The sequence below is a fragment of the Pantoea sp. 18069 genome (genome assembly GCF_902706035.1).
Classification (GTDB): domain Bacteria; phylum Pseudomonadota; class Gammaproteobacteria; order Burkholderiales; family Burkholderiaceae_C; genus Comamonas.
In genome coordinates, this window is record NZ_CACSJA010000039.1 from 22,815 (window position 1) to 45,335 (window position 22,521).

At 65.4% G+C, this 22,521-nt stretch carries 22 protein-coding genes and 2 pseudogenes; 12 read left to right on the forward strand and 12 right to left on the reverse strand.

The window, feature by feature from the left end:
- Window positions 1-53 precede the first annotated feature (53 nt).
- Complete coding sequence (locus GVL12_RS22020; RefSeq protein WP_159917709.1) at window positions 54-1,007, reverse strand: cupin domain-containing protein; 954 nt, start codon at window positions 1,005-1,007, stop codon at window positions 54-56.
- A complete protein-coding gene (locus GVL12_RS22025; RefSeq protein ID WP_159917710.1) occupies window positions 1,007-1,906 on the reverse strand; it encodes a fumarylacetoacetate hydrolase family protein in 900 nt (299 codons plus the stop codon). Before GVL12_RS22025 ends, GVL12_RS22020 begins: the two co-directional genes overlap by 1 nt.
- A gap of 201 nt (window positions 1,907-2,107) precedes the next feature.
- Here GVL12_RS22025 and GVL12_RS22030 point away from each other — a divergent pair, with 201 nt between their 5' ends.
- The 3 genes from GVL12_RS22030 to GVL12_RS22040 all read left to right on the forward strand — a co-directional run bounded on the left by GVL12_RS22030 (window position 2,108) and on the right by GVL12_RS22040 (window position 5,166).
- Window positions 2,108-2,869 (forward strand): IclR family transcriptional regulator, encoded by a 762-nt coding sequence (locus GVL12_RS22030; RefSeq protein WP_159917711.1) that lies wholly within the window; start codon window positions 2,108-2,110, stop codon window positions 2,867-2,869.
- Window positions 2,870-2,872: 3 nt separating this feature from the next.
- Window positions 2,873-4,045 carry a CaiB/BaiF CoA-transferase family protein gene (locus tag GVL12_RS22035; protein WP_159917712.1) on the forward strand — a complete coding sequence of 391 codons (1,173 nt, stop codon included), beginning with the start codon at window positions 2,873-2,875 and terminating at the stop codon, window positions 4,043-4,045.
- A 164-nt stretch (window positions 4,046-4,209) separates the two neighbouring features.
- Complete coding sequence (locus GVL12_RS22040; RefSeq protein ID WP_159917713.1) at window positions 4,210-5,166, forward strand: PaaI family thioesterase; 957 nt, start codon at window positions 4,210-4,212, stop codon at window positions 5,164-5,166.
- 363 nt (window positions 5,167-5,529) lie between these two features.
- Here the strand turns inward: GVL12_RS22040 and GVL12_RS22045 are convergent, their stop codons facing one another.
- Genes GVL12_RS22045 through GVL12_RS22070 form a run of 6 tightly spaced genes read right to left on the reverse strand, consistent with a single transcriptional unit; the run spans window position 5,530 to window position 10,922 of the window.
- Window positions 5,530-5,853, reverse strand: a complete 324-nt coding sequence (locus tag GVL12_RS22045) for a hypothetical protein (protein ID WP_159917714.1) — start codon at window positions 5,851-5,853, stop codon at window positions 5,530-5,532.
- Window positions 5,854-5,880: 27 nt separating this feature from the next.
- Window positions 5,881-6,876, reverse strand: a complete 996-nt coding sequence (locus GVL12_RS22050; protein ID WP_159917715.1) for a tripartite tricarboxylate transporter substrate binding protein — start codon at window positions 6,874-6,876, stop codon at window positions 5,881-5,883.
- Between the two features lie 34 nt (window positions 6,877-6,910).
- Window positions 6,911-7,774 (reverse strand): oxaloacetate decarboxylase, encoded by an 864-nt coding sequence (locus tag GVL12_RS22055; protein WP_159917716.1) that lies wholly within the window; start codon window positions 7,772-7,774, stop codon window positions 6,911-6,913.
- 5 nt (window positions 7,775-7,779) lie between these two features.
- Window positions 7,780-8,778, reverse strand: a complete 999-nt coding sequence (locus tag GVL12_RS22060) for a tripartite tricarboxylate transporter substrate binding protein (protein ID WP_159917717.1) — start codon at window positions 8,776-8,778, stop codon at window positions 7,780-7,782.
- 21 nt (window positions 8,779-8,799) lie between these two features.
- Complete coding sequence (locus tag GVL12_RS22065; RefSeq protein ID WP_200843995.1) at window positions 8,800-9,726, reverse strand: hydroxymethylglutaryl-CoA lyase; 927 nt, start codon at window positions 9,724-9,726, stop codon at window positions 8,800-8,802.
- Complete coding sequence (locus GVL12_RS22070) at window positions 9,723-10,922, reverse strand: CaiB/BaiF CoA-transferase family protein (RefSeq protein WP_159917718.1); 1,200 nt, start codon at window positions 10,920-10,922, stop codon at window positions 9,723-9,725. The genes GVL12_RS22065 and GVL12_RS22070 overlap by 4 nt, the downstream gene beginning before the upstream one ends.
- Before the next feature lie 165 nt (window positions 10,923-11,087).
- Between GVL12_RS22070 and prpR the strand changes: the two genes are divergently transcribed.
- Window positions 11,088-13,049: a propionate catabolism operon regulatory protein PrpR gene (gene prpR, locus GVL12_RS22075; protein ID WP_159917719.1), complete on the forward strand. Its 1,962-nt coding sequence runs from the start codon at window positions 11,088-11,090 to the stop codon at window positions 13,047-13,049.
- A gap of 52 nt (window positions 13,050-13,101) precedes the next feature.
- Here prpR and ilvB read toward each other — a convergent pair whose 3' ends face one another.
- Complete coding sequence (gene ilvB / locus GVL12_RS22080) at window positions 13,102-14,862, reverse strand: biosynthetic-type acetolactate synthase large subunit (protein WP_159917720.1); 1,761 nt, start codon at window positions 14,860-14,862, stop codon at window positions 13,102-13,104.
- 56 nt (window positions 14,863-14,918) lie between these two features.
- On the opposite strand from ilvB, the gene GVL12_RS22085 reads away from it, so the two are divergent.
- From GVL12_RS22085 to GVL12_RS22115, 7 genes and pseudogenes are all read left to right on the forward strand, one after another.
- Window positions 14,919-15,434 carry an Lrp/AsnC family transcriptional regulator gene (locus GVL12_RS22085; RefSeq protein ID WP_200843996.1) on the forward strand — a complete coding sequence of 172 codons (516 nt, stop codon included), beginning with the start codon at window positions 14,919-14,921 and terminating at the stop codon, window positions 15,432-15,434.
- Between the two features lie 96 nt (window positions 15,435-15,530).
- A complete protein-coding gene (locus GVL12_RS22090; RefSeq protein ID WP_200843997.1) occupies window positions 15,531-15,851 on the forward strand; it encodes a helix-turn-helix transcriptional regulator in 321 nt (106 codons plus the stop codon).
- On the forward strand, window positions 15,851-16,276 hold the full coding sequence (locus tag GVL12_RS22095) for a YeeE/YedE family protein (protein ID WP_159917722.1): 426 nt from the start codon (window positions 15,851-15,853) through the stop codon (window positions 16,274-16,276). The genes GVL12_RS22090 and GVL12_RS22095 overlap by 1 nt, the downstream gene beginning before the upstream one ends.
- A gap of 6 nt (window positions 16,277-16,282) precedes the next feature.
- On the forward strand, window positions 16,283-16,705 hold the full coding sequence (locus tag GVL12_RS22100; RefSeq protein ID WP_159917723.1) for a DUF6691 family protein: 423 nt from the start codon (window positions 16,283-16,285) through the stop codon (window positions 16,703-16,705).
- Window positions 16,706-16,731: 26 nt separating this feature from the next.
- A pseudogene (locus tag GVL12_RS22105) lies at window positions 16,732-18,250 on the forward strand (heavy metal translocating P-type ATPase); the annotation flags it as partial.
- Window positions 18,251-18,405: 155 nt separating this feature from the next.
- Window positions 18,406-19,581, forward strand: coding sequence for a DUF4010 domain-containing protein (locus tag GVL12_RS22110; protein ID WP_159917724.1), 1,176 nt, complete (start codon window positions 18,406-18,408; stop codon window positions 19,579-19,581).
- Window positions 19,582-19,780: 199 nt separating this feature from the next.
- Window positions 19,781-21,151: a Fic family protein gene (locus GVL12_RS22115; RefSeq protein WP_159917725.1), complete on the forward strand. Its 1,371-nt coding sequence runs from the start codon at window positions 19,781-19,783 to the stop codon at window positions 21,149-21,151.
- 145 nt (window positions 21,152-21,296) lie between these two features.
- Here GVL12_RS22115 and GVL12_RS22120 read toward each other — a convergent pair whose 3' ends face one another.
- On the reverse strand, window positions 21,297-21,593 hold the full coding sequence (locus GVL12_RS22120) for a helix-turn-helix transcriptional regulator (protein ID WP_159917726.1): 297 nt from the start codon (window positions 21,591-21,593) through the stop codon (window positions 21,297-21,299).
- A gap of 5 nt (window positions 21,594-21,598) precedes the next feature.
- On the reverse strand, window positions 21,599-21,979 hold the full coding sequence (locus GVL12_RS22125; RefSeq protein WP_200843998.1) for a hypothetical protein: 381 nt from the start codon (window positions 21,977-21,979) through the stop codon (window positions 21,599-21,601).
- Window positions 21,980-22,120: 141 nt separating this feature from the next.
- Here GVL12_RS22125 and GVL12_RS22130 point away from each other — a divergent pair, with 141 nt between their 5' ends.
- Window positions 22,121-22,417, forward strand: coding sequence for a hypothetical protein (locus GVL12_RS22130; RefSeq protein ID WP_235033949.1), 297 nt, complete (start codon window positions 22,121-22,123; stop codon window positions 22,415-22,417).
- Here GVL12_RS22130 and GVL12_RS22135 read toward each other — a convergent pair.
- Window positions 22,404-22,521 (reverse strand): annotated as a pseudogene (locus GVL12_RS22135) (IS5/IS1182 family transposase); the annotation flags it as partial. The gene GVL12_RS22130 and the pseudogene GVL12_RS22135 sit on opposite strands and share 14 nt — an antisense overlap.

Sequence of the window (22,521 nt, forward strand, 5' to 3'; positions counted from 1 at the left end):
CTGCGGCGTACATGCGCCTGCCTGGCTTCCACACCGGCGCCCTCGGGGGCGGATTACACGCTTTGGCGCATCACTTCTTCGCGCAGCATGCCGATGGCGCGCATCACCGGCTCATCGCTGGCGCGCACCATGAAGCTCTCGGCATCGGCTTCATGGCGGTAGGCACGCCAGGCGGGAATGGCGATCACATCGCCCATTGCCCATTCGATGGTTTCGCCGTCGACCACGGTGCGGCCGCGGCCCTGGATCACGGTGAAGATGCTGTTGGCCGTGGTGCGGTAGAGCGCCGAGCAAAAGCCCGCATTGAAGCGCTGCGCATGCAGGGCCACGGTGCGCAGCGCCGGGTTGCCGAGCTCGACTTCGCGCTCGGCCATGCCATGCGCGGGCGGGGCAGCGACGGCAAGCGCCGCAAGCGTGTCCTCCCAGCGGAAAGCAATGGGCGAACTGTCGGCATCGACCACATCGGGCTCGAGCTTGTCGGGATGGCGCTCGAAGAACATGCCTTCCATCAGATGCACCAGCGGAACATCCAGTACATCCACCCAGTAGCAGTCCTCGTTGCCGTTGCTCGAATGCGAGTGCCAGGCCCAACTCGGGGTCAACAGCACGTCGCCGGGGCGCATCTCGACGCGCGTGCCGTCAACCACGGTGTAGGTTCCCTTGCCTTCAAGAATGATGCGCAGCGCATTCGGTGTGTGGCGGTGGGCGTCAGCCGTCTCGCCAGGCTTGATAAGCTGGTAGGCTGCAACCATGGAACGCACCGTGGCGTAGAGGTTGCCTTCCACGGGGTTGGTCATGGTCAGGTTGCGCCGGTCGGCCATGGCATGGTCGACCAGATGGCCTGCGGCGTCCAGAATGGGCTTGACGTCGGCATAGCGCCAGCGGAAAGGCACGAAGTTCTTGCGGGGTTCGGGCCACAGCGCGGGTGTGCGGCGGTACCAGCCGCCTTCCACACTCAGGCCGTCGAAGGCCTGGTACAGGGATTCCAGCGAATCGAGCTTGTTCATCAGGCCACCAGCGGTTGCTTCTTGATATCCAGCACGTAGGGGTTCTCGAACACCACCGTGCGGCCCGAACTGCCCTGCACCACCTTCATGGACATCTCGCCGAGCTGGTCGATGCGGATGCGCACCACGTCGCCATCGACGATCTGGCCCACGCCCGCCGGCGTGCCGGTGGCGATGATGTCCCCGGGTTCGAGCGTCATCACCGAAGCGGCCATTTCGATCATGCCGGGGATGTCCAACACCAGGTCCTTGGTGTTGGCGCTTTGGCGCAGCTCGTCATTGACCCAGAGCTTCATCGCGAGGTTGGCCGGATCGGTAACTTCATCGGCGGTCGTGATCCAGGGGCCCACGGGGCAGAAGGTGTCATAGGCCTTGCGGAACACGCGCTCCTCGCGACCGCGCACCACCATGTCCATCAGGCAGGCATAGCCGAACACGTAGTCCTGCCAGTCCTCGCGGCGCACGTTGCGGCCCGACTTGCCGATGATGATGCCCAGCTCGGCCTCGTGGTGCACTTCGCGCCCGGGCAGGTCTGGCAGCTCGATCACATCGCTGGCGCCGCACAGCGACGATGCGGGCTTGAGAAAGAAGCCCTGGTGCGTGGCGCGGTAGTTGGCCTGCATCTCCTGGCCGTGATCGTTGTAGTTCACGGGATAGGCGATGACCTTGTTGGGCCAGGGTACGGGTGTCAGCAGCCGCACCGCCGGCAATGCCATGCGCGGCGCGCTGGCGAGCGCACCCTCGACCTTGGCGCGCAGTTGCGTCCATGCTGCAATCATCTGCACGGCGCCGACCGGCGGCCACTGCTGGGGATCGACACCGACGACATCCGTCACATCGACCAACTCTTCACCGACGACGATGCCGATGCGACCTTCGTTAAAACGGGCAATTTTCATGTTTTACGTCTCCATCATCTTGTAACCAGCAAACAACAAAATCAATGTACGCAACAAATTTGCAGCTTGCATGAGCGAATTCTATCCATGAACTTGGCAACAAGGCCAGATTTATTTTTTGAAAGTTCTACTCTTCAATGAGTTTTATATTCTTTTAGAACAGCATTTACAATGACCTCTCACACGACTCCATCCCAACGCATGCGCAAAACATCCCCTGCAACGACCGTGGAAGACAACACCGACGGCGTCGGCGTTGCCGCAGTGAACCGCGCGCTCTCCCTGCTGGCCGCTTTCTCCAAGCACCACCGCAGCTTCACGCTCACGCAGCTCGCCGAGCACACCGGCCTGTACAAGAGCACCGTGCTGCGCCTGGCCGAATCCCTGGAGCTCGCCGGCTATCTGTACCGCGACCGCGAAGGCCTCTATACCCTGGGGCCTACGCCTTTGCGGCTGGCTGCCATCTACCGCAGCAGCCTGCATCCGTCCGAATTCGTCATGCCGGTGCTGCGTGAGCTGTCGAGCTTGACGGGGGAAAGCGCCGCTCTGTATACCCGCGCCGGCGACAAGCGGCTGTGTGCCTACCGGATCTCGTCTTCGCGCGCCATCAGCGACAACGTGCAGCAGGATGAACTGCTGTCGCTGGACCGGGGTGCGGGCGGGCATGTACTGCTGGCCTTTGCCGGCGAGCCCGGCGAGCGCTATGACGCCATCCGTCAGCGCCTGGTATGCCTGACGATGGGCGAGCGTGACCAGGAAACCGCGGCCATGGCTTGCCCGGTCTTTGGCGTGGAGCAAAAGCTCGAAGGGGCGCTGTCGGTATCAGGTCCGCTGCACCGCTTCACGCCCGAAGCCATTCAAACCATCCAGGGCCATCTGCTGATCAGCGCCGCCAAGATCAGCGCCCATTTCGGCGGAGATTCCTCCGTCTTCACCGACTGCAATCCGCCTACCGGAATCTGACTAATGACCCCTCTGCTGAAGAACATCCGCGTTCTAGACCTCACCAATGTCCTTTCGGGCCCCTTTTGCGGCTACCAGCTCGCATTGCTGGGGGCAGATGTGATCAAGGTGGAGTCGCCCGAGGGAGGGGATCTGGCACGCCAGCTCGGCGCCGACGAAGGCCTCAACAAGCACTACCTGGGCGCCTCCTTTCTGGCGCAAAACGGCAGCAAGCGGTCGATTGCCCTGGACCTCAAGGACCCGGCGGACATCAGCACCTTCCAGCGACTGGTGGAGACGGCGGATGTGGTGCTGGAAAACTTTCGACCCGGCGTGATGGACCGGCTGGGCCTGGGCTACCAGGAACTGCAGGCCATCAAGAAGGATCTGGTGTATTGCGCCATCTCCGGCTTCGGCAAGGATGGCCCGTTGGCCAAGTCTCCGGCCTACGACCAGATCATCCAGGGCTTGTCGGGTCTGATGAGCATCACCGGAGACGCGCAAACCGGCCCGTTGCGCGTGGGCTACCCGCTGTGCGACACGCTGGGCGGCATCACCGCAGCGTTCTCGATCTGCGCCGCGCTGGTACGCCGGGGGCAGACCGGCGAAGGCGCGCTGCTCGATGTCTCGATGCTCGATTCCACGCTGGTGTCGATGGGCTGGATCGTCTCCAACCTGCTGATCGCCGGCCAGCAGCCCGTGCCCATGGGCAACGAGAATTTCACCGCTGCTCCGTCGGGCACGTTCAGCACCGGCAACGGCCCGATCAACATCGCCGCCAACAAGCAGCAGCAGTTCGAGCAACTGTGCGACATCATCGGTGCACCCGAACTCAAGACCGATGCCCGCTTTGCCGAGCGCGAGGCGCGTAAGCGCAACCGCTTCGCCCTCAAGGGCCTGATCGAGCAACAGCTGTCGACGGCCGCTGCCGCGAGTTGGGAAGCGCGCCTGAATGCCGCCGGCATTCCCGCCGGGCAGGTGCTGAGTGTGCAGCAGGCCCTGGCCCAACCCCAGGTTCAACACCGCCAGCTGTTTGCCAGCGTGCCATTCGACCATGCGGGCCGTGCCGAACTGCAACTGGCGCGCAGCGGCTTTCATGTAGACGGCCAGGCCACCGGCCCCGCCACGGCGCCGCCCCTGCGCGGCGCGCATACCGAAGAAATCCTGCGCGAGCTGAACATGGCGGAGCGCGCCTGAGCCCGGCCCTGCGCGTCTGCCCCGGTGCAAAGGCGCGAGCGCCGAAGCGGACCGGGCTCAAGGGCGCCATGCCCACTGCCCTAGCGCCATGCATGCGCGCGCGCCGCAGCCGCGAACACACCCGCTGACCGGTAATCCGACGCGTTATTCCAGGAAGCCAGGAAATGCTTGATTCGAAGAACATCGCCACCCCATTGCACAGTCCGCAAACGCGCCGTGTCTTGCAGGCACTTCAGGCCTGCCGCACACCGGGATGGATGTTTGCCGGACATTTCCTCGACATGGTCTTCACGCAGAACGACCAAGCCGCCACCGTGGTGACCCTGGAGGTGGGACCGCACTGCCGGGCGGCCGACGGCCGCATTTCGCTGGCGACGCTGAGCATCCTGGCCGATGTGGCGATGGCGGCAGCGGTGCGCAGTGAGTTTGGCCCTTCCGCGCGCGTTGCGACCTTGACGATCCGCCTGACGTTTGCTTCGCTGCCCGCGCAAGGTGTCCTGCGGGCCGTTGCGAAGCTCGAACAGATCCCGCGCGTCGGGGCCATGCAGAGCGCAATGACCAGCGTAGAAATCTATGCCGAGGATGGCAGCCTATGCTGCAGCAGCGCGGCCTCGTTTGCGGTGCTGGAAAACCGCCAGGGCACGGCAGATCACCCCATGCCACGCACAAGCACCTTGTCCGCCGCTTCCCTGCTGCCAACGCATGAGCTGCATGAAGCCGAACAGGCGGTCTGGGAGCGGGCCTTGCAGGCCGAGCAGGACGCAGGCCAAGGCAGCTTCATCGAGCGGTTCTGGGGTATCCTGCCCGTAGCAGGCAGTGCGCCCGGGCAGGCCAGCTGCCGAGTGGAATCGGGCATGCATATCGGCAACCGCTCGGGGCATGTCCAGGGCGGCATACTGCTGGGAGTGGCGGCAGCGACCTGTACCGCGGCATTGCCTGAAGGCTGGAGCTTGCTGGATCTTTCGGCGCAATACCTCGATGCCGGCGCCGGACCCTATATCGATGCCAGCGCCGCCACGCTGCGCTCAGGCCGCAACCTTGCCGTCGTGGAATGCCGCGTTGTAGATTCGGCAAGCAAACCCATTTTTTCAGCTCAAGCAACCTGTCTACGCGGCCGATAAGGGCGCCAGGCGCACACCCTAGAGCGGATTTCATATTGCTAAAAGGCATAGCCGCAATGGGCGAGCCATCCTTGAGCATCCCTGGTAGTCACTGCGTCGATCACCTTCGACAGGGCCTTATCCAGGGCGTATTGAGTGCGCGCCTTGATGGCGCGCAGACCCATTTTGAGCTTGGACCAACACGGCTCTATGGGTGAGTCGTCGGGCGAGTACGGCGGCAGATACCTACGGGGTGCCTGGCGATGTCTTGCCAGTATTGGTCGCGTGCCTGACGTACCTGCGCGGTGTCCCGCTCGCTGGCATGGAGAGTCTTTTTTCGACGCAGGCCAAGACGCTGCAGCACCCGGCATAAGGTAGGTGTGCTCACAGCCGGACCGCCTGCAGCTTCTGGGCCAACTCTTGCAGCGTCAAGTCGGGCTGCTCTTGCAGCCAGCGCTCCAGACGCTCGCCCCCTGTCGCATCTATCTTGAGCCAATGCGCCACAAGCCCCGCCTTGGCCCATCGCCGGATCAGGCCGCCCTGCCAAGCACTTTCAGGAAATGCTCGTTGAACGCGGGAATGCCGTCCGGCTTGCGGCGGCTGATCAGCTGTTGATCGACGGCCCCTCGACATCCACCCAGAGCGATCCGCCTTCAGGCTCGGCCAGCTTGTCAGGGTGCGTCCTTGCAACAGTTCGCCGTCGATCAACAGCCATGGCTTGGCCTTTGCGGCGCCTCATTCGATCTTGATCCCGGCCGCCTTCACCACATCCGCGTACTTCTTCAAGTCCGCCTGGATCTGCTGCCCGAATTCCGCCGGCGTATTGCCCACCGACGTGATGCCCAGCTTGGTCAGCCGCTCCTTGACCCCGGGCTCGTTCACGACCGCATGCAGCTCGCGCTGGATGCGCTCGGCGATGGGCTTGGGCGTACTGGCGGGCGCGAGGATGCCGATCCACGAGCTCACCTCGAAGCCCGGCACGGTTTCGGCGACGGTGGGCACGTCGGGCAGCGAAGGCAGCCGCTGCGCGCTGGAGATCGCGATGGCGCGCACCTGCCCTCTTTCAATGAAGGGCAGCGCGCCGGCCACGGCGGTGTAGAGCATGGGCAGCTGGCCGCCGACCACATCGGCCAGCGCCTGGCCGCCGCCCTTGTAGGGCACGTGGAGGAAGTCCGCGCCGGTTCGCACCTTGAGCATCTCGGCGGCAATGTGGGGCGTGCCGCCCGTGCCGGAACTGCCGTAGGACAGGCCGCCCGGCAGGCGCTTCGAATAGACAATCAGCTCGGGCAGGGTCTTTGCCGGCACCGAGGGGTGGGTGACGATGACCAGCGCCGTGTCGCCGATCTTGCTGACGGGCACGAAATCCTTCACCGTGTCGAACGGCACCTTGGCGAACACATGCGGGTTGATGACCAGCGTGCCGTCGAAGCCCAGCACCAGCGTGTGGCCGTCGGGCGCCGCGCTGGCCACCGCCTGCGTGCCGATGTTGCCCGAGGCGCCGGGGCGGTTGTCGATCACCACCTGCTGGCCCAGCCGCGCGCCGAGCCGCTCGGCCACGACGCGCGCGCCGGTGTCGGTCACGCCGCCGGGCGTGAAGGGCACGACCAGGCGAATGGGCTTGCTCGGAAAGTCCTGCGCCAGCGCCGGTGTGGCGCCCAGGCCCATCCCCAGGGCCAGCGCACCGGATGCGGCCAGCCAGCGGCGGCGCGAAGCGTTGTCGATATTCGTCATGGGTCTTGTCTCCGTTCTTTTGTTGACTGGATCTTCAGCGCGCCCAGCGCTTGTCGAAATCCCAGACGTCCTGAAAGCCGATCAGGCCGCAGAACTCCTGGAAATCGAACAGCGGCACCTCGGGCGCCTGGCTGATCCCGCTGTTCTTGAGGTGGCGCAACGCGCGTTCCATGGCCGCGGCCGCCGACAGGCTGGTGAGCGAGGGGTAGATGGCCAGCGCAAAGCCGATTTCCGCCAGCACCTTGGCGGGCAGGATGGGCGTCTTGCCGCCATCGGCCATGTTGGCGAGCATGGGCGTGTCGAACGCGGCGCAGGCCCGGCGCATCTCCTCCTCGGACTGCGGCGCCTCGAAAAACAGGATGTCGGCACCGGCCTCGGCATAGGCCTCAAGGCGGCGCATGGCCTCATCGACGCCGAGCGCGGCGCGCGCATCGGTGCGGGCGATGATCAGGAAGTTGTCCTTGTCCTCGCGCGCTTCGGCCGCAACCTTGATCTTCTCGACCATGTCCTGCGTCGGCACGCAGCGCTTGCCCGGCGTATGGCCGCACTTCTTCGGGAACTCCTGGTCTTCGAGCTGGATGGCCGTGACGCCGGCCGCCTCGTAGCCGCGCACCGTGTGGTGCACGTTGAGCAGCCCGCCGTAGCCAGTGTCGGCATCGGCAATGACCGCGCCCTGGCTGGTGCGCACCAGCGTCGCCATGCGGTCCAGCATCTGCGTGTAGGTGGCGATGCCCGCGTCGGGCAGACCCAGGCTCGACGCCGTGAGCCAGTAGCCCGTGCCGTAGACGATGTCAAAACCGACCTTGTTGGCCACGCTGGCGGCAATCATGTCGTGCAGGCCGGGCGCGACGATGAATTCGCCGCGGTCGAGTTTCTGGCGGAATATGGGATTTGCCATGCTGCCTACTCCGCCTTGATGCCGCCGCGCTGCGCGACCAGCGCCCACTTCTTCGTCTCGCTCGCGAGGAAGGTACGGAACTCGGCGGGCGGCGTGAGCGTGATGTCGGCGCCCTGGTCGTGCATCTGCTTTTGCAGCGCCGGGTCGGACGTGACCTTCTTCAGGTCCTGGTTGATCTGCGCAACGACAGGCGCCGGCAGCCCGGCCGGGCCGAACAGGCCGTACCAGCTCAGCGACTCGACGCCTTGAAGACCCGCTTCCTTGAAAGTCATCGCATCGGGGAACAGCGGCATGCGGCGATCCGCCGCGACGCCGACCACGCGCAGCGCGCCCGAGCGCACATGCGGCAGCGCCGTGAGCACACTGGTCACGCCCATAGGCAGGTGGCCGCCGATGATGTCGACCATGATGGGCGCGCCGCCCTTGTAGGGCACGCCGGTCAGCTTCAGATTGCCCACCTGGCGGATCAGCTCGCCGGTCAGGCGCGTCTGCCCTTCCGAATAGCCGCAGCCCAGCTCTTCCTTGCGCGCCGCGGTCAGCAGGTCGTCCAGCGTCTTGTAGGGGCCGCTGGCCTGCACCACCAGCACCGAAGGCGAGCTGGCGATGTTGGTGATGGGCGTGAAGGCCTTGTCGGTGTCGTAGGGCAGCGACTTCATCAGCACCGGGTTGACAGCGTGCGAGCCCACCACCAGCAGCAGCGTGTGGCCGTCGGGCGCGGCGCGTGCCACCGTGCTGGAGCCGATCACGCCGTTGGCGCCGGTGCGGTTTTCGACCACCACCGACTGGCCCCATAGCTCGGTGAGGCGCTGGGCCATCAGCCGGCCGACGATATCGGTGCCGCCGCCGGCCGAGTAAGGCACGACCAGCGTGACGGGCTTGCTGGGGTATTTGGCCGCTTGCGCGAACGCGCTGCCCGCCGTGCCTGCCATGCCGGCGGTTGCCAGCGATGCGAGCCCGGCCAGCAGTTGGCGGCGGTTGGGATGAAGGTGAAAGGTCTGGTTCATGCTTGTCTCCTGGTTGTTGTCTTATGTGTTCTGTGTATCCCGATCGCGCTGGCGCCGCAGCCAGGTGATGGCGCGGCCCCCTAACGGTCTCCGCAATCGCTCCTGCGCAAAATCCACCGCCGCGAGCAGGCCGGGCAGCGCGATGCCGGTGGCAAAGCCGCTGCGCTCGGCCATGAGCACGAGGTCTTCCGTCGCGACGTTGCCGGCGGCTCCGGGCGCGAACGGGCAGCCGCCTATGCCGCCGACACTCGCATCGAAGCGGCGCACGCCGGCTTCGAGCGCCGCCCAGGCATTGGCCACGCCCATGCCACGCGTGTCGTGCAGGTGGACCGCGAGGCGCTCCATCGGCACCACGCCGCGCAGCGCCGCAAAGCGCTCCTTCACCTGGCCCGGCGAGGCCGAGCCTATGGTGTCGGCAATGACGATCTCGTCGGCCGCGGCCGCATGCATGCGCGCCGACAGGCGCAGCACTTCATGGAGCGGCGTCTGGCCCTCGAACGGGCAGTCGAAGGCCACGGCCACGTAGGCGCGCGTGCGCAGGCCCAGCGCGCGCGCCGCGGCCAGCGTCTGCTCGCTGACCTCGGTGGCCTGGTCCAGGCCCATGTTGATGTTCTTGCGGTTCATGGTCTCGGAGGCCGAGAGCACGACGGCAATTTCCGTTGCGCCGGCCGCGTGCGCACGCTCCAGCCCCTTGAGATTGGGCACCAGCACCGAGGTGCGCAGCGCGGGAAAGCGTGCCTGCACCTGCGGCACGAGTTCGGCGGCGTCGGCCATCTGCGGCACGGCCTTGGGCGAGACAAAGCTGGCCGCCTCGATGCTGCGCAGGCCGGCTTCGACCAGCAATTCGATCAGCCGCAGCTTGTCCGCGGTGCCCAGGTGTATCGCCTGGTTCTGCAGGCCGTCGCGCGGGGCGACATCAGTGATGTGGATCGCTTCCTGCACGCTCATGCAATCGCCCCTTCGGCGCGCAGCGCTTCGAGCTTTTCGGGCGCGTAGCCGACCAGTTCGCCCAGTACCTGGCGCGTGTTCTCGCCCAGCGCCGGCGGGCTGGTGAACGCCCTTCCCTTGTCGGCGCCCGACAGCTTGATCGGATTGCCCGGCATGCGCACGCGCGCGCCGCTCTTGAGCGGCACCTCGACCACCATGTCGCGCGCCAGCACCTGGGCGTCGCTGAGCGCCTGCTCGAAGTTGTTGACCGGGCCGCAGGGGATGCGCGCCTCGCGCAGGCGCTCGAGCCAGTGGGCCGTGGGCTGCTGGCGCAGCGCTTCGCTGACCAGCGCATCGATCTCGGCCTTGGCCGCGAGCCGCACCGGCTGCTGGCGGTATTCGGGCTTGCGCAGCGCCGGCAGGTCGATGAACTCGACAAAGCGCTCGAAGAACGGGTCGCCTATGCAGGCAATGATCACGTGACCGTCGGCCGTCGGGTAGCTGTTGTAGGGCACATGCACGAAGTGGCCGTTGCCTATGCCTTCGGGCACATGGCCCGACAGCAGGTGCATGGTCGCCATGTAGTTGAGCAGCGAAATCTGCGCGTCGAGCATCGATATGTCGACATGCTGCCCCTTGCCGGTCTGGTCGCGCTCGACCAGCGCTGCGAGCACGCCCATCGCGCCGAACACCCCGCCGCCGAGGTCACCGATCGGAATGCCGCTGCGCGTCGGGCCGGTCTCGGGCGTGCCGGTGATCGACATGCCGCCGCCCATGGCCTGCACCACCTGGTCGAAGGCCGGGCGCTGCGTCTGCGGCCCGGTCTGGCCGAAGCCGGTGACCGAGCAGGTGATGATGCGCGGGTTCACCTCCGAGAGCGACGCGTAGTCGATGCCCAGCCGCGCGGTCACGCCCACGCTGAAATTGTCGAACACCACGTCGGCCTTGCGCACGAGATCGAGAAACACCGCCTTGCCGGCGGGCGTCTTGAGGTCCACGCACACGCTTTGCTTGTTGCGGTTGAGCGTGAGGTAGTACGCGCCCATGCCGTCGCGCGAGTAATGCGGGTCGTTTTCCAGCAGGCGCCGCGTGCCTTCGCCGCTGCCCGGCGGCTCGACCTTGATGGTGCACGCGCCGAGGTCGGCCAGCAGCATGGTGCCGTAGGGGCCCGACAGCATGTGCGTCAGGTCCAGCACGGTGATGTGTTCAAGTGCCACGTTCAATGTCTCCGAATGGTTGGCGAATACCCCAGGAACAGCAAGAGCCGCGCCAGCCCACGGAACGCACGCAAGTGCTTGATTTGCAATGAATTGGGGCCGCGTCATTTGCCACCATGCGTCGCACTGCGACACCATTGAAACAATGATGTGTTTCAATGCAACATGACCAGCGACCGCCCTTCCTCCCCCCTTTTTCCGGCTTCCGTGCGCAGCGGCGCGCTGCCGCGCCTGTGTTTCCTGAGCTACCGGCAGATCCGCGGCTTCGCCATGCCGGTGGTCGCGGAATACACCGGCCGCGCCGAGATCGAGGTGCTCGACGGCACGTTTGGCGATGCGCTGGCGATCGCGCGCGACCGCCTGGAGCGCGGCCTGGTCGATGCCTTCGTGAGCGCGGGCTCGAACGCCAGCATCCTGCGCGCAGGATTGCAGGCGCCGGTCGCCACCATCCAGCTGACCGGCTTCGACCTGCTGCAGGCGCTCATCAAGGCGCGGCGCATTTCCAGCCGCGTCGGCGTGGTGATGTATGGCCAGACCATTCCCGAACTCGACGAAGTCAAGGACCTGCTCAACATCGAAGTGGTGCAGCATGCCTACCGAACGCCCGACGACGCGCGCCAGCGTTTCGAGCAGCTGCGGCGCGAGGGCTTCGAGGTGATCGTCGGCTCCAGTCTGGTGGTCGAACTCGCCGAGCAGGCCGGCCTGCACGGGCTGCTCGCCTATTCGCTGGGCAGCGTGCGCAAGGGCTTTGAAGATGCGCTCGAACTCGCGCGCGTGGCGCGGCTAGAAGCGGGCCGCTACGAGCAGCTCAACAGCGTGCTGCACAACCTGCAGGAAGCAGTGCTGGCCGTGGACCGCGATAATCGCGTGATCGCGGTCAACCCACCGATGCAGCAGTTGCTCGGCCCACCCCATGCCCGGCTCATAGGCCAGTCGCTGGAGACGATAGAACCCGAACTGTCGCTGCAGCCTACGCTGGACAGCGGTCAGGTCGAGCGCGCCGTGGTGCAGCGCTTTGCGCAGCGCGACTGGGTGGTCAACCGCACGCCGATACGCGAACACGGCGAGATCGCCGGCGCCGCCCTCACCCTCTACGACGCACGCGCCATCCAGGAAGCCGACACCAGCCTGCGCATGCAGCAGGGCCGGCGCCAGAGCGCGGCGCGCCACCGCTTCGCCAACCTGATAGGCCAGAGCCCGGCCTTCGTGCGTGCCGTGCAGACCGCCAGGCGCTTTGCGCGCACCGACCTCACGGTGCTGATCGTCGGCGAGAGCGGCGTCGGCAAGGAGCTGTTCGCGCAGTCCATCCACAACGAGAGCGTGCGCGCAGGGCGGCCCTTCGTGGCCGTCAACTGCGCCGCCTTTCCCGAAGCGCTGCTGGAAAGCGAGCTGTTCGGCTACGAGGAAGGCGCGTTCACCGGGTCCCGGCGCGGCGGCAAGCGCGGCCTGTTCGAGGCGGCGCACACCGGCACGCTGTTCCTCGACGAGATCGGCGACATGCCGCTGCAACTGCAGACCCGCCTGCTGCGCGTGCTGCAGGAGCGCGAGATCACGCGCCTGGGCGCGACGGCCGCCATCCCGGTCGATGTGCGCGTCATTGCCGCCACGCACCAGCCGCTGAACGGCATGATTGCCGAGCGCCGCTTCCGCCAGGACCTGTTCTACCGGCTCAACACGCTGCGCCTGCCGCTGCCCCCCTTGCGCGAGCGCCGCGAAGACATCGCGCCGCTGGCCGAAGCGCAGGTCGACCGCTGCCTGCAGCGCCTGGGCACGCGCCTGGAGCCGGCGCGCGCGCTGGCGCCGCTACTGGCGCGCCTGTGCGCCTACGACTGGCCCGGCAACATCCGCGAGCTGGAAAACCTCGGCGAGCGCATCGCCGTATTCCTCATGCAGTTCGAGCGCATCGAAGACATACGCTACGACGAGCTCCCGCATGACCTGCCCGAACTCTATGCCGATGCCGGGCCCGAGGCGCCCAACGGCAGCGGATTGGGCGCTGCGCGTGTGGCCGCGGCGCTGCAGGCCCAGGGCGGCAACCGCCAGGCCGCGGCCCGGCAACTCGGCGTGAGCCGCTCCACGCTGTGGCGCTGGCTGCGCGAACACGGCGGCGAGACACCGGGCACCTGACAACCCGCCCGCGGCCACCGGATCCCGGCCGGGCCGGCGCGGATATCGGCAATCACTGCCCGTCGCAATACCAGCGGTCGTCGGCCAGCATGACCTCCTGGTGGCCGCGGCCCGCGGGCATCATGGGGTAGCAGTTCTCCTGCGCGGCCACATGCACGTCGAGGAAGAACGGCCCGTCATAAGCCAGGCACTCGGAGAGCGCCGCATCGAGTTCGTGCGGCTGGTCCACGCGCCGTGCGCCCCAGCCAAAAGCGCGCGCCAGCGCGACGAAATCGGGCAGGGCCGCGTTCCAGCTGTGGCTCAGGCGGTTGCCGTGGTTGAGCTGCTGCCACTGGCGCACCATGCCCATGTAGCCGTTGTTGCACAGCACCAGCTTGACCGGCGTCGCATGCTGCACGGCGGTAGAAAGCTCCTGGATGTTCATCAACACCGAGGCGTCGCCGCTCACGCAGACCACGGTCTTGTCGGGGTGGGCGATCTGCGCGCCTATCGCCGCCGGCAGGCCATAGCCCATGGTGCCCGCGCCGCCCGAGGTAAGCCAGCGCCGCGGCCGTTCTATGGCCAGGTGCTGCGCGGCCCACATCTGGTGCTGGCCCACGTCGGTGGCCACGATGGCGTCGCGGCCTTCGAGCTGGGCGCGCACGGCGCGCATGAGCTGTTGCGGCAGGATGGTGCTGTCGCCCGGCGTGAAGGCCAGGCAGTCGGCGGCGCGCCAGCGCTCGATGCGCGCCCACCAGGGTGCAAGCCGCGTTGCGGGCAGCGCGGGCGGCAGCAGGGCCGTGAGCACTTCGAGCACCGCGCCGCAGTCGCCCGCGAGCGCCACGTCCACCGGAATCACCTTGCCGATATTGCCCGGGTGGATGTCGATGTGGATCTTGCGCGCCCCGGGCGCGAAGTCGCTCAGGCGGCCGGTGATGCGGTCGTCAAACCGCGCGCCCACGCAGACGATGAGGTCGGCGTGGTGCATGGCGAGGTTGGCCTCCACCGTACCGTGCATGCCCAGCATGCCGAGGAACAGCGGGTCCGATGCCGGCAGCGCGCCCAGGCCCATGAGCGTCAGCGTGGTGGGCAGGTGCCAGTCACGCGCCAGCGCAGCAAAGCGTTCACAAGCGGCCTCGCCCGCGTTGATCAGGCCACCGCCGCCATAGAGCACGGGGCGTTGCGCCTGCGCGATCAGCGCGGCGGCGGCCTGCAGCGCTTCGCGATTCGGCAATGCCGGCGGTGTGTACGCTACCGGCAACGCCGCAGTGGCCGGCGCATCGACACCCTGCAGCTGCACGTCCTTGGGCAGGTCCAGCAGCACCGGCCCGGGCCGGCCGCCGAGCGCGATGACCACCGCTTCGCGCACCGCTTCGGCGATGTCGTTGGCGTCGCGCGGCTGGTGGTTCCACTTGGTCACGGGCCGCGAGATGCCCAGCGCATCGCACTCCTGGAACGCCTGCGTGCCGATCACGCCGCTGGCCACCTGGCCGCTGATGCACAGCACCGGCACCGAGTCGCTGATGGCGTCCAGCAGGCCCGAGATGGTATTGCCCACACCCGGCCCCGAAGTGACCAGCACCACGCCCAGCCGGCCGGTGGTGCGCGCATAGCCTTCGGCCGCGTGCACCGCGGCCTGCTCGTGGCGCACCAGCACATGGCGGATCGCCGGCTGGCCATGCAGCGCGTCGTACAGCGGCAGCGCCGCGCCGCCCGGGTAGCCGAAGATGGTGTCGATGCCGCAGGCCACCAGCGTGTCGAGCAGGGTCTCGGCGCCGTTGCGCGCGCTGGGGACGTGGGTGGCGGGTGGTTTTTCGAGTGCGTCGGTTTTCATATGCAGATTTTTCTGGTTTTCGAGCAAAATTGGCTTCTTTTTTCGGTGCCAAAATCATGACAACGTCGAAAATAATTCGGAAAAATTCAGGAAAAGAAGAAAAACCACCGCTGCAGTTCGACAAGCACGACCTGGCCATCCTGCGCGAGCTGCTGGAGGACTCGCGCCGCACACTGCAGGACATAGGCGCGGCGGTGAAACTCTCGCCCACCACCTGCTGGAGCCGCATCAAGCGCCTGGAAGCCGAAGGGGTGATCAAGCAGTACCGCATCGAGCTCGACCGTGCGCGCCTGGGCTACCACGACACCGTGATCGTCCAGCTCACGCTCGAGAGCCATACGGACGAGACGCTGTTCGAGTTTGGCCGCGTGCTGGCACAGATCCCCGAAGTGCTGGAGGCCTACTTGGTCTCGGGCGACTACGACTATTTCATCCGCATCGCCGTGAAGGACACGCGCGACTACGAGCGCCTGTTGCGCGAGCAGCTCTACAAGATCCCGGGCATACGCCACAGCAAATCCAGTTTCGTGCTGCGCGTGCTCAAGGATTCGCACGCGCCGCTTCTGCCATAGGTGTTTAGTCCAGGGATGTGGTGAGGCAATAGTCAAAACGTGAATCTATATTATGTATTTTCATATTTTGTATAAAATGAATCTATGCAATCTTTCATGAACGTTTCGCCCGCTATCTCGCCCGAGGCGCTGCGCAGCGCCACCAGCCGCGCCGTCGGCGCGCTGAAGGTGCTCGCCAATGAAGACCGCTTGCTTCTGCTGTGTCAGTTGTCGCAGGGGGAGATGTGTGTGAGCGACCTCGAGCAGGCGCTGGGCATTCGCCAGCCAACGCTGTCCCAGCAACTGGGCGTGCTGCGCAACGAAGGCGTGGTGAGCACACGCCGCGAAGGCAAGAACATCTTCTACAGCGTGGCCGACCCCGCGATGCTGGAAATCCTCGCGCTTCTCTATCAACTCTATTGCCCCAAGGAGGAATGATGGCTATCGATTGGAACCAATTCACGCCAGGGACCGCGCTGGCTGGCGGTGCGCTCATCGGGCTGGCCGCCGGGATGTTCGCACTTCTCAACGGGCGCATTGCAGGTATAAGCGGAGTGCTGGGGGGCTTGCTCAGCCCGGCTCCGGGCGACAGGGCCTGGAAGCTTGCCTTCATCTTCGGGCTGGTTGGCGCACCGCTGGTTTACGCGCTGTTCTCGGCGCTGCCCACACCTCGGATCGATGCAAGCTATGGCGCACTGATTCTTGCAGGCCTGCTCGTGGGCATGGGGACGCGGTACGCCTGCGGCTGCACCAGCGGTCACGGTGTCTGCGGGCTGTCGCGGTTTTCGCCGCGCTCGCTGGTGGCCACGCTCGCTTTCATGGGCAGCGGCTTTGCCACGGTGTTCGTGGCGCGTCACCTGTAGTACGCCATGCTTGCCTTTGCTGCGCTGCTCGCCGGCCTGGTCTTTGGCCTGGGCCTCATTGTCTCGGGCATGGCCAATCCGGCCAAGGTGCTCGGATTTCTGGATGTGACGGGCGACTGGGACCCTTCGCTTGCATTCGTCATGGGAGGCGCCATCGCCATTGGCATGGTCGCGTTCGCGCTGGCCGGCAGGCGCTCTTCGTCGCTGCTGGGCGCTGAAATGCGCCTGCCCTCCAAGCGCTCCATTGACCGGCGCGTGCTGGCCGGCAGTGCGCTCTTCGGCATAGGCTGGGGCATCGCGGGCTTTTGTCCCGGTCCGGCGCTGGTCTCGCTCGGGATGGGAGAGGTCAAGGGCCTGGTTTTTGTTGCAGCGATGCTGGTGGGCATGGGCATCTTCGAGTTCTTCGAGCGCCGCAAGCGCAGCGCCTAAGGCCGGCGATATCGGGGTGGCGCCTGCGCGCCGTTGACCGCGCGCGCAACGCCATCAAGAGCCTCGTCGACCTCGCTCCCGATGATGCCGAGATCCAGCAAGCCGACGGGAGCTGGCGCCGCGTCCAGGCCGCCGAGGTGGCAATGCATGCCATCGCCCGCGTCAAGCCCGGCGAGCGCGTCGCATTCGACGGCGTGGTGACCAAGGGCAACAGCACCATCAACCAGGCGCCCGTGACCGGAGAAAGCATTCCCGTGGACAAGGAGCCGGGCAGCCTGGTGTTCGCCGGAACCATCAACGAAAACGGCGAACTCGAGTTCCGCGTGACCGCGGCAGCGGCCAATTCGACCTTGGCGCGCATCATCCACGCCGTGGAGCAGGCCCAAGGGACCCGCGCGCCGACACAGCGCCTTGTGGACCGCTTTGCGGCGATCTACACGCCCGCCGTCTTCGCCATGGCATTGGCGGTGGCCGTGCTTCCTCCCTTGCTGCTCGACTGGGAATGGCTGACCGCCATCTACAAGGCTCTGGTGCTGCTGGTGATCGCCTGCCCCTGCGCGCTCGTGATCTCCACGCCGGTGTCCGTGGTGAGCGGCCTGGCGGCGGCCGCGCGCCGCGGCATCCTGATCAAGGGCGGCACCTATCTCGAAAATGCCCGTCTGCTCAAGGCCGTTGCCTTGGACAAGACCGGAACCCTCACCGAGGGCAAGCCCATGCTGGTGGCATCCAGGGCCTGGGGCCAGGCCGACGAGGCACAGGTCCTGCGCTGGGCCAAGAGCCTTGCCGCCCGCTCGGACCACCCGGTATCCAAATCCATTGCAATGGGCCTTGAGGGCGAGGCCGTGGATATCGATGGCTTCACGGCCTTGCTGGGACGTGGCGTCGAAGCTTCGGTGGATGGCAGAACCATGGTCCTGGGCAATCACCGCCTCATACGCGAGCGCAACCAGTCCGATGCGCAGCTCGAAGCCGAGTTGCTGGCGCATGAAGCCCAGGGCCGCACAGTGACGCTGCTGGCCGACGCCAACGGCGTTCTTGGGCTGTTCGCGGTCGCCGACACCATCAAGCCCAGTTCGGTGGCGGCGGTGGCGCAACTCAAGCGACTGGGCGTCACGCCGGTCATGCTCACGGGCGACAACATGGCCACCGGACAAGCTTTCGGCCATCGAAGAAATGCGTGCGCGCTACGGCCCGACCGCGATGACGGGCGACGGCATCAACGACGCGCCGGCATTGGCCCAGGCCGACATAGGCTTCGCCATGGGTGGCGCCGGCACCGACACGGCCGTGGAAGCCGCCGACATCGTGATCATGAACGACAACCTGGGCCGCATCGCCGAAACCATAGCGTTGAGCCGCAGGACGCACGCCATCCTGTGGCAGAACATCTGCCTGGCACTGGCCATCAAGGCGGTCTTCTTCGTCCTCGCCATTTTCGGCGGCGCGACGATGTGGATGGCGGTGTTCGCGGACATGGGCGCCAGCTTGCTGGCAGTGGGCAACGGCTTGCGACTGCTGCGCCGTGCCTCGCCCCACGCGCAATAGTCGGCGCCGACCGCGCGGGGCATGAAAGCGTTACGCTCTCAAGCGCTGCGCATCTTGCGCTTTTTGCCTGCTTCCTTATCGCGCGCTGCCGGGACAGAATTGCGCTGGTGACGATGAAGCCACGGATGCCTGCATGACTGCTGGGGGACGGACATATGCTGCAAGCTTGGAATGGTTCAGCCCACTGGATCGTGTCGCTTGGCGTGGGCCTGCTGATCGGGGTCGCCAGCGAACGCCGCGAGACGGCCCAACGCAGCAGCGCCGGCGTCCGAACCCATGCGCTGGCGGCGCTGCTCGGTTGTGGCGCCTGGACCTTGGGGCCTGGGCCTTTCATGGCCGCCTTGCTGGTGGTGGGCGCGTTGGTGGTGGCGGCCTATTGGCATTCCGCACGGCACGATCCCGGCCTGACCGGCGAAGTGGCCCTGGTGTTCTCCATGGCGCTGGGCGCGCTGTCGCACGAGAGCACCGCCACTGCAGCGGGCCTGGGAGTGGTGGGCGCTTTGCTGGTACATGCCAAGGGCGCGATACAGCGCTGGAGCCGCGAACTATTGCACGAGCAGGAATTGCGCAACGGCCTGCTGCTGGCCGCCGCCGCCCTGGTGGTGATGCCGCTGCTGCCGCAGCAGCCCGTCGATCCCTGGGGCGTGCTGCAACTGGCGACTTTGTGGCGTGTCGTGGTGCTGGTGATGGCCGTGGGCATGCTGGGGCATGTGCTGACTCGCACGCTGGGGGCCCGCTGGGGCTTGCCGGTGGCCGGGTTTTTCTCGGGTTTCGCGTCCTCCACGGCCGCGGTGGCCCACCTGGGACAACAGGTCAAGGACCATGCCCAGCATTGGGCCTCAGCCACGGCCTGTGCCATGTTGTCGCAGTTGGCGTCATTGCTGCTGTTTGCGGCGGCGCTGTGGCTGGCCCTGGCCGCTGGCGTCGGACTGTGGCGCGCGCCGTCATTGGGCACCTCAGCTAATGCGCAACAGGGCCAGGCCTTCCATCTGTCGCAAGCCTTGCTGATCGCCGCCATCATGGCGCTGATGGCCTTGCTCGCAGCCTGGCTGCAACGCCTTTTCGGCGACGCCGGTGTGCTCGCCGCGGCCGTGGTGGTGGCGTTGGCGGAAGTGCATGCGGCGGCGGCAAGCATCGCGCAGTTGCAGGCATCCGACAGCCTTGCCTTGCCCACGGCCCAATGGGGCGTGGTCGCGGTGCTGGCGGCGAGCGCCGCGGCCAAATCGCTGCTGGCTTTCACCCTGGGCGGCTGGCGCTATGGGCTGGGCACAGGGCTGGGCCTTTTGGCGATGACCGGCACGGCCGGGCTTGCGCTGTGGTGGCAGAGCTGACTTCTGCGCGCAGACAGGCCTAGCCTTGCTTTCCCGGATGTCCCCGGCACCGATCTCAAGCGTCTCTAGGTCGCAAAGCCCTCAAGGTCTCTAAAGCTTTCTTGTCATCTATGCCGTAATCTTGTCATTAACTTATCACGGCGATAAGATTAAAGTCTAATCTTGTCATTGTGACGAGATTGACAAGATTTCCTACTCAATGACTTCCCCTTTCCTATCGCCCCGCCACGAAGCGTTGCTTCGCCTGGTCATTGCCGCCGGCGAGCCCGTACAGCCGCGTTCACTGGAGCAAGCCCTAGAGGCCTCTCGCCCGACCATCAACCGAACTTTGCGAGACCTCCTGACCAATGGCTTTCTGGAAAAGCTGGGAAACGGCCGGTCCACACGCTATGCGGCCACGGATGCGGCGAAGGCGGCATTGGGCAGCGAGCCCTCTGCCGCCCCCATACCAGCGGGGCCTGGTCTGCTGCGGTGGTCGCCAGCGACAATGCCTTTGATCGAAACGCTTCGCGCGCCTCTGGGAACCCGTACCCCGGTGGGCTACGAAAGCAGTTTTGTAGGCAGCTACATCCCGAACCAATCCAGCTTGCTGCCTCCGCAATTGGCCACGGACTTGTTCAACGCCGGCCGCAGCCGAAACCAGCTGCCGGCGGGAACCTATGTCCGCGAAGTCCTGGAGCAACTGCTCATAGACTTGTCCTGGTCATCATCGCGCCTGGAGGGCAACAACAAGAGCTTGCTCGATACCAAAGCGCTTTTTGAGCATGCAGAGCAAGAGGGCCCCCTTGACGAAGACACCTTGATGCTGCTCAACCACAAGAACGCCATCGAGTTCATGGTCGATGCCGTGCCGACAGAGGGCATCACCGTGCTAATCATCGTCGACCTGCAAGCAAAATTGATGAAGGACCTCTTGAAGGACTCGCGGGACATCGGCAGTATCCGCCAGCGCGTGGTGAACATCGATGGCTCAGTCTATTCGCCAAGCAACATTCCCGTGCTCCTGGAAGAAACGTTGATGTCCATCATCGACAAGGTCCGCCACATACGCAATCCAGTGGAGGCCGCATTCTTCCTTTGGGTCAACCTGGCCTACCTCCAGCCTTTTGCGGATGGCAACAAACGCACGAGTCGCCTCAGCGCCAACATGCCGCTCATGCTGTACAACTGCGCGCCCCTGTCCTTCCTGGACGTGGAGCGCTCGGACTATGCGACAGCCATGCTCGGTATCTACGAACAACGCAACGTCGCCGCGGCAGTGGAGCTCTTTGAATTCATCTACCGGCGCTCCATTCAGAAGTACAGCGTGCTGCGCGCCTCCCTGGCCGCGCCAGATCCGCTTCGAACGCGGTACCGGCAGGCCCTCAATGAACTCATGCAGTTCGTCATCTTCTATGGCCGCACGCTGGAAGAAGCTTTCGCGGAAGTGCGTGTGGACACCGCTGACCTGGCGGCTTTGCGCATCATTGCAAACACCGAACTGGACCATATGGAGCAATACAACTGCGCCCGCTACAACCTCGCGCGCGGCATGACGCAGAAATGGATAGATGCCGGACGGCCCAGGTAGCCTGGTCAGGGAGCTTGCCTCCATGCGCAAGACAGGATGCTGCTCCAGGAGAAGCCGCTCAAACGCCAGCACGCGGAAACTGTGTAGCGATAGAGCTGCTCATGAACGAACAACCCATTGTTTTTGACGTGATCTTGCCCCGTCCTCAGCGCATGGCGTCACGCGCAATGCGTGCCACGCCCAGCTTGAGACCCACCATCCCGAAAATGCGATTCATCGTCGCCACGCTGCCTTCGCTGCGCTCCTGCTCGATGTCCTGCAGCGTGCGATAGGCCACGCCGGAGAGCTTGGCCATCTCGGCGGTGGTCAGCCGCATCGTCTTTCTCAGATGCCGCACGGCCTCGGGCAATGACCACTCTGGATGGGACAGCACGTCTTCCACGGCCTGCTGGCGCAGTTCCAGTTGCTCGACAATAGAAAGAGGGTTGAAACGCTTATCCATGCTAATCAGGCCAGAGCCGCAAGTTCGCGCGCACGCGCCAGGAGGCTGGGACGCAGCCACGCGGCCGCTTCCTTGACGCGCAGGTTGCCGATGGGATTGCCCGATCCGGCCAGGAGCAAGGGCCAATCGGCGACCTCGCCCGCCGTTGGCGACTGCCTGATGCGCCGCAGCAGTTCCTGGCGGCCAAAACCCTGGGGCAGCAGATCGATGAGAAACACCGGCCAATGCGGCAGCTGCAGCGGCTCCAGGCCCACGGGCCAGCGCGCACACAGCGCATGTGCGTCATTGGCCCCGATGTGCTCGAACGCCCAGTCCACCGCGTAGCCCGCATAGGACTTGGCCTTCCAGCCTTCGTTTTCCGCGCCATGCAAGCGGACGCTGGCCACATCATGCCAAGCGCCGTGCGCATGTAACTGTAGGGTGCAATGGCTCATTTGCACGGAATTTTAGCAAAAATACATGCTTTCATTCATTTTATTCGTATATTTTTTCGTGCAAATAGCTTCACGCCCTCTATCCGAGCACTGATGAACATCAGCACAGCAACTTCGCCGGTATTGATGCCACCGCTTGCTGGCGAAATCACGCTGACGCAGTACCATGCGGACGCACCTCTAGGCGGTACGCACTATTCGCTCTACTTTGACAAAGCGATGTACACCGTGTGCCAAGGGCCGAAACTTGCAGCCATTGCTGGCCATGTAGGCCAGGGCGTTGAGAAAGCGGTAATGGCTGATGCGCACACTGTCGCGTCGCAGTGGCAGCAGATGGCGCGGGAGCGCCTCGCCGCCATTTGCCCTCAGAACGTGTTCAAAGTCTTTTGAGCAAGAGCGCCAGGAATGCCAGATGCAGGAACTGCAAGCTGGTATTGATCCGGCGCTCGCAGTTCTTCCACAATCGCCGATTCTTTTCCAGCCACGCAAAGCTG

Excerpts from the sequence above, each read along its gene's own strand:
- GVL12_RS22130 (WP_235033949.1), top strand. The coding sequence starts at position 22,121 with ATGAACATCAGCACAGCAACTTCGCCGGTATTGATGCCACCGCTTGCT.
- GVL12_RS22065 (WP_200843995.1), bottom strand. The coding sequence starts at position 9,726 with ATGAGCGTGCAGGAAGCGATCCACATCACTGATGTCGCCCCGCGCGAC.
- GVL12_RS22100 (WP_159917723.1), top strand. The coding sequence starts at position 16,283 with ATGCTTGCCTTTGCTGCGCTGCTCGCCGGCCTGGTCTTTGGCCTGGGC.
- GVL12_RS22085 (WP_200843996.1), top strand. The coding sequence starts at position 14,919 with ATGACAACGTCGAAAATAATTCGGAAAAATTCAGGAAAAGAAGAAAAA.
- GVL12_RS22025 (WP_159917710.1), bottom strand. The coding sequence starts at position 1,906 with ATGAAAATTGCCCGTTTTAACGAAGGTCGCATCGGCATCGTCGTCGGT.
- GVL12_RS22090 (WP_200843997.1), top strand. The coding sequence starts at position 15,531 with ATGAACGTTTCGCCCGCTATCTCGCCCGAGGCGCTGCGCAGCGCCACC.
- GVL12_RS22030 (WP_159917711.1), top strand. The coding sequence starts at position 2,108 with ATGCGCAAAACATCCCCTGCAACGACCGTGGAAGACAACACCGACGGC.
- GVL12_RS22120 (WP_159917726.1), bottom strand. The coding sequence starts at position 21,593 with ATGGATAAGCGTTTCAACCCTCTTTCTATTGTCGAGCAACTGGAACTG.
- GVL12_RS22110 (WP_159917724.1), top strand. The coding sequence starts at position 18,406 with ATGCTGCAAGCTTGGAATGGTTCAGCCCACTGGATCGTGTCGCTTGGC.
- GVL12_RS22020 (WP_159917709.1), bottom strand. The coding sequence starts at position 1,007 with ATGAACAAGCTCGATTCGCTGGAATCCCTGTACCAGGCCTTCGACGGC.
- GVL12_RS22095 (WP_159917722.1), top strand. The coding sequence starts at position 15,851 with ATGGCTATCGATTGGAACCAATTCACGCCAGGGACCGCGCTGGCTGGC.
- GVL12_RS22050 (WP_159917715.1), bottom strand. The coding sequence starts at position 6,876 with ATGACGAATATCGACAACGCTTCGCGCCGCCGCTGGCTGGCCGCATCC.
- GVL12_RS22040 (WP_159917713.1), top strand. The coding sequence starts at position 4,210 with ATGCTTGATTCGAAGAACATCGCCACCCCATTGCACAGTCCGCAAACG.
- GVL12_RS22055 (WP_159917716.1), bottom strand. The coding sequence starts at position 7,774 with ATGGCAAATCCCATATTCCGCCAGAAACTCGACCGCGGCGAATTCATC.
- GVL12_RS22115 (WP_159917725.1), top strand. The coding sequence starts at position 19,781 with ATGACTTCCCCTTTCCTATCGCCCCGCCACGAAGCGTTGCTTCGCCTG.
- ilvB (WP_159917720.1), bottom strand. The coding sequence starts at position 14,862 with ATGAAAACCGACGCACTCGAAAAACCACCCGCCACCCACGTCCCCAGC.
- GVL12_RS22035 (WP_159917712.1), top strand. The coding sequence starts at position 2,873 with ATGACCCCTCTGCTGAAGAACATCCGCGTTCTAGACCTCACCAATGTC.
- prpR (WP_159917719.1), top strand. The coding sequence starts at position 11,088 with ATGACCAGCGACCGCCCTTCCTCCCCCCTTTTTCCGGCTTCCGTGCGC.
- GVL12_RS22060 (WP_159917717.1), bottom strand. The coding sequence starts at position 8,778 with ATGAACCAGACCTTTCACCTTCATCCCAACCGCCGCCAACTGCTGGCC.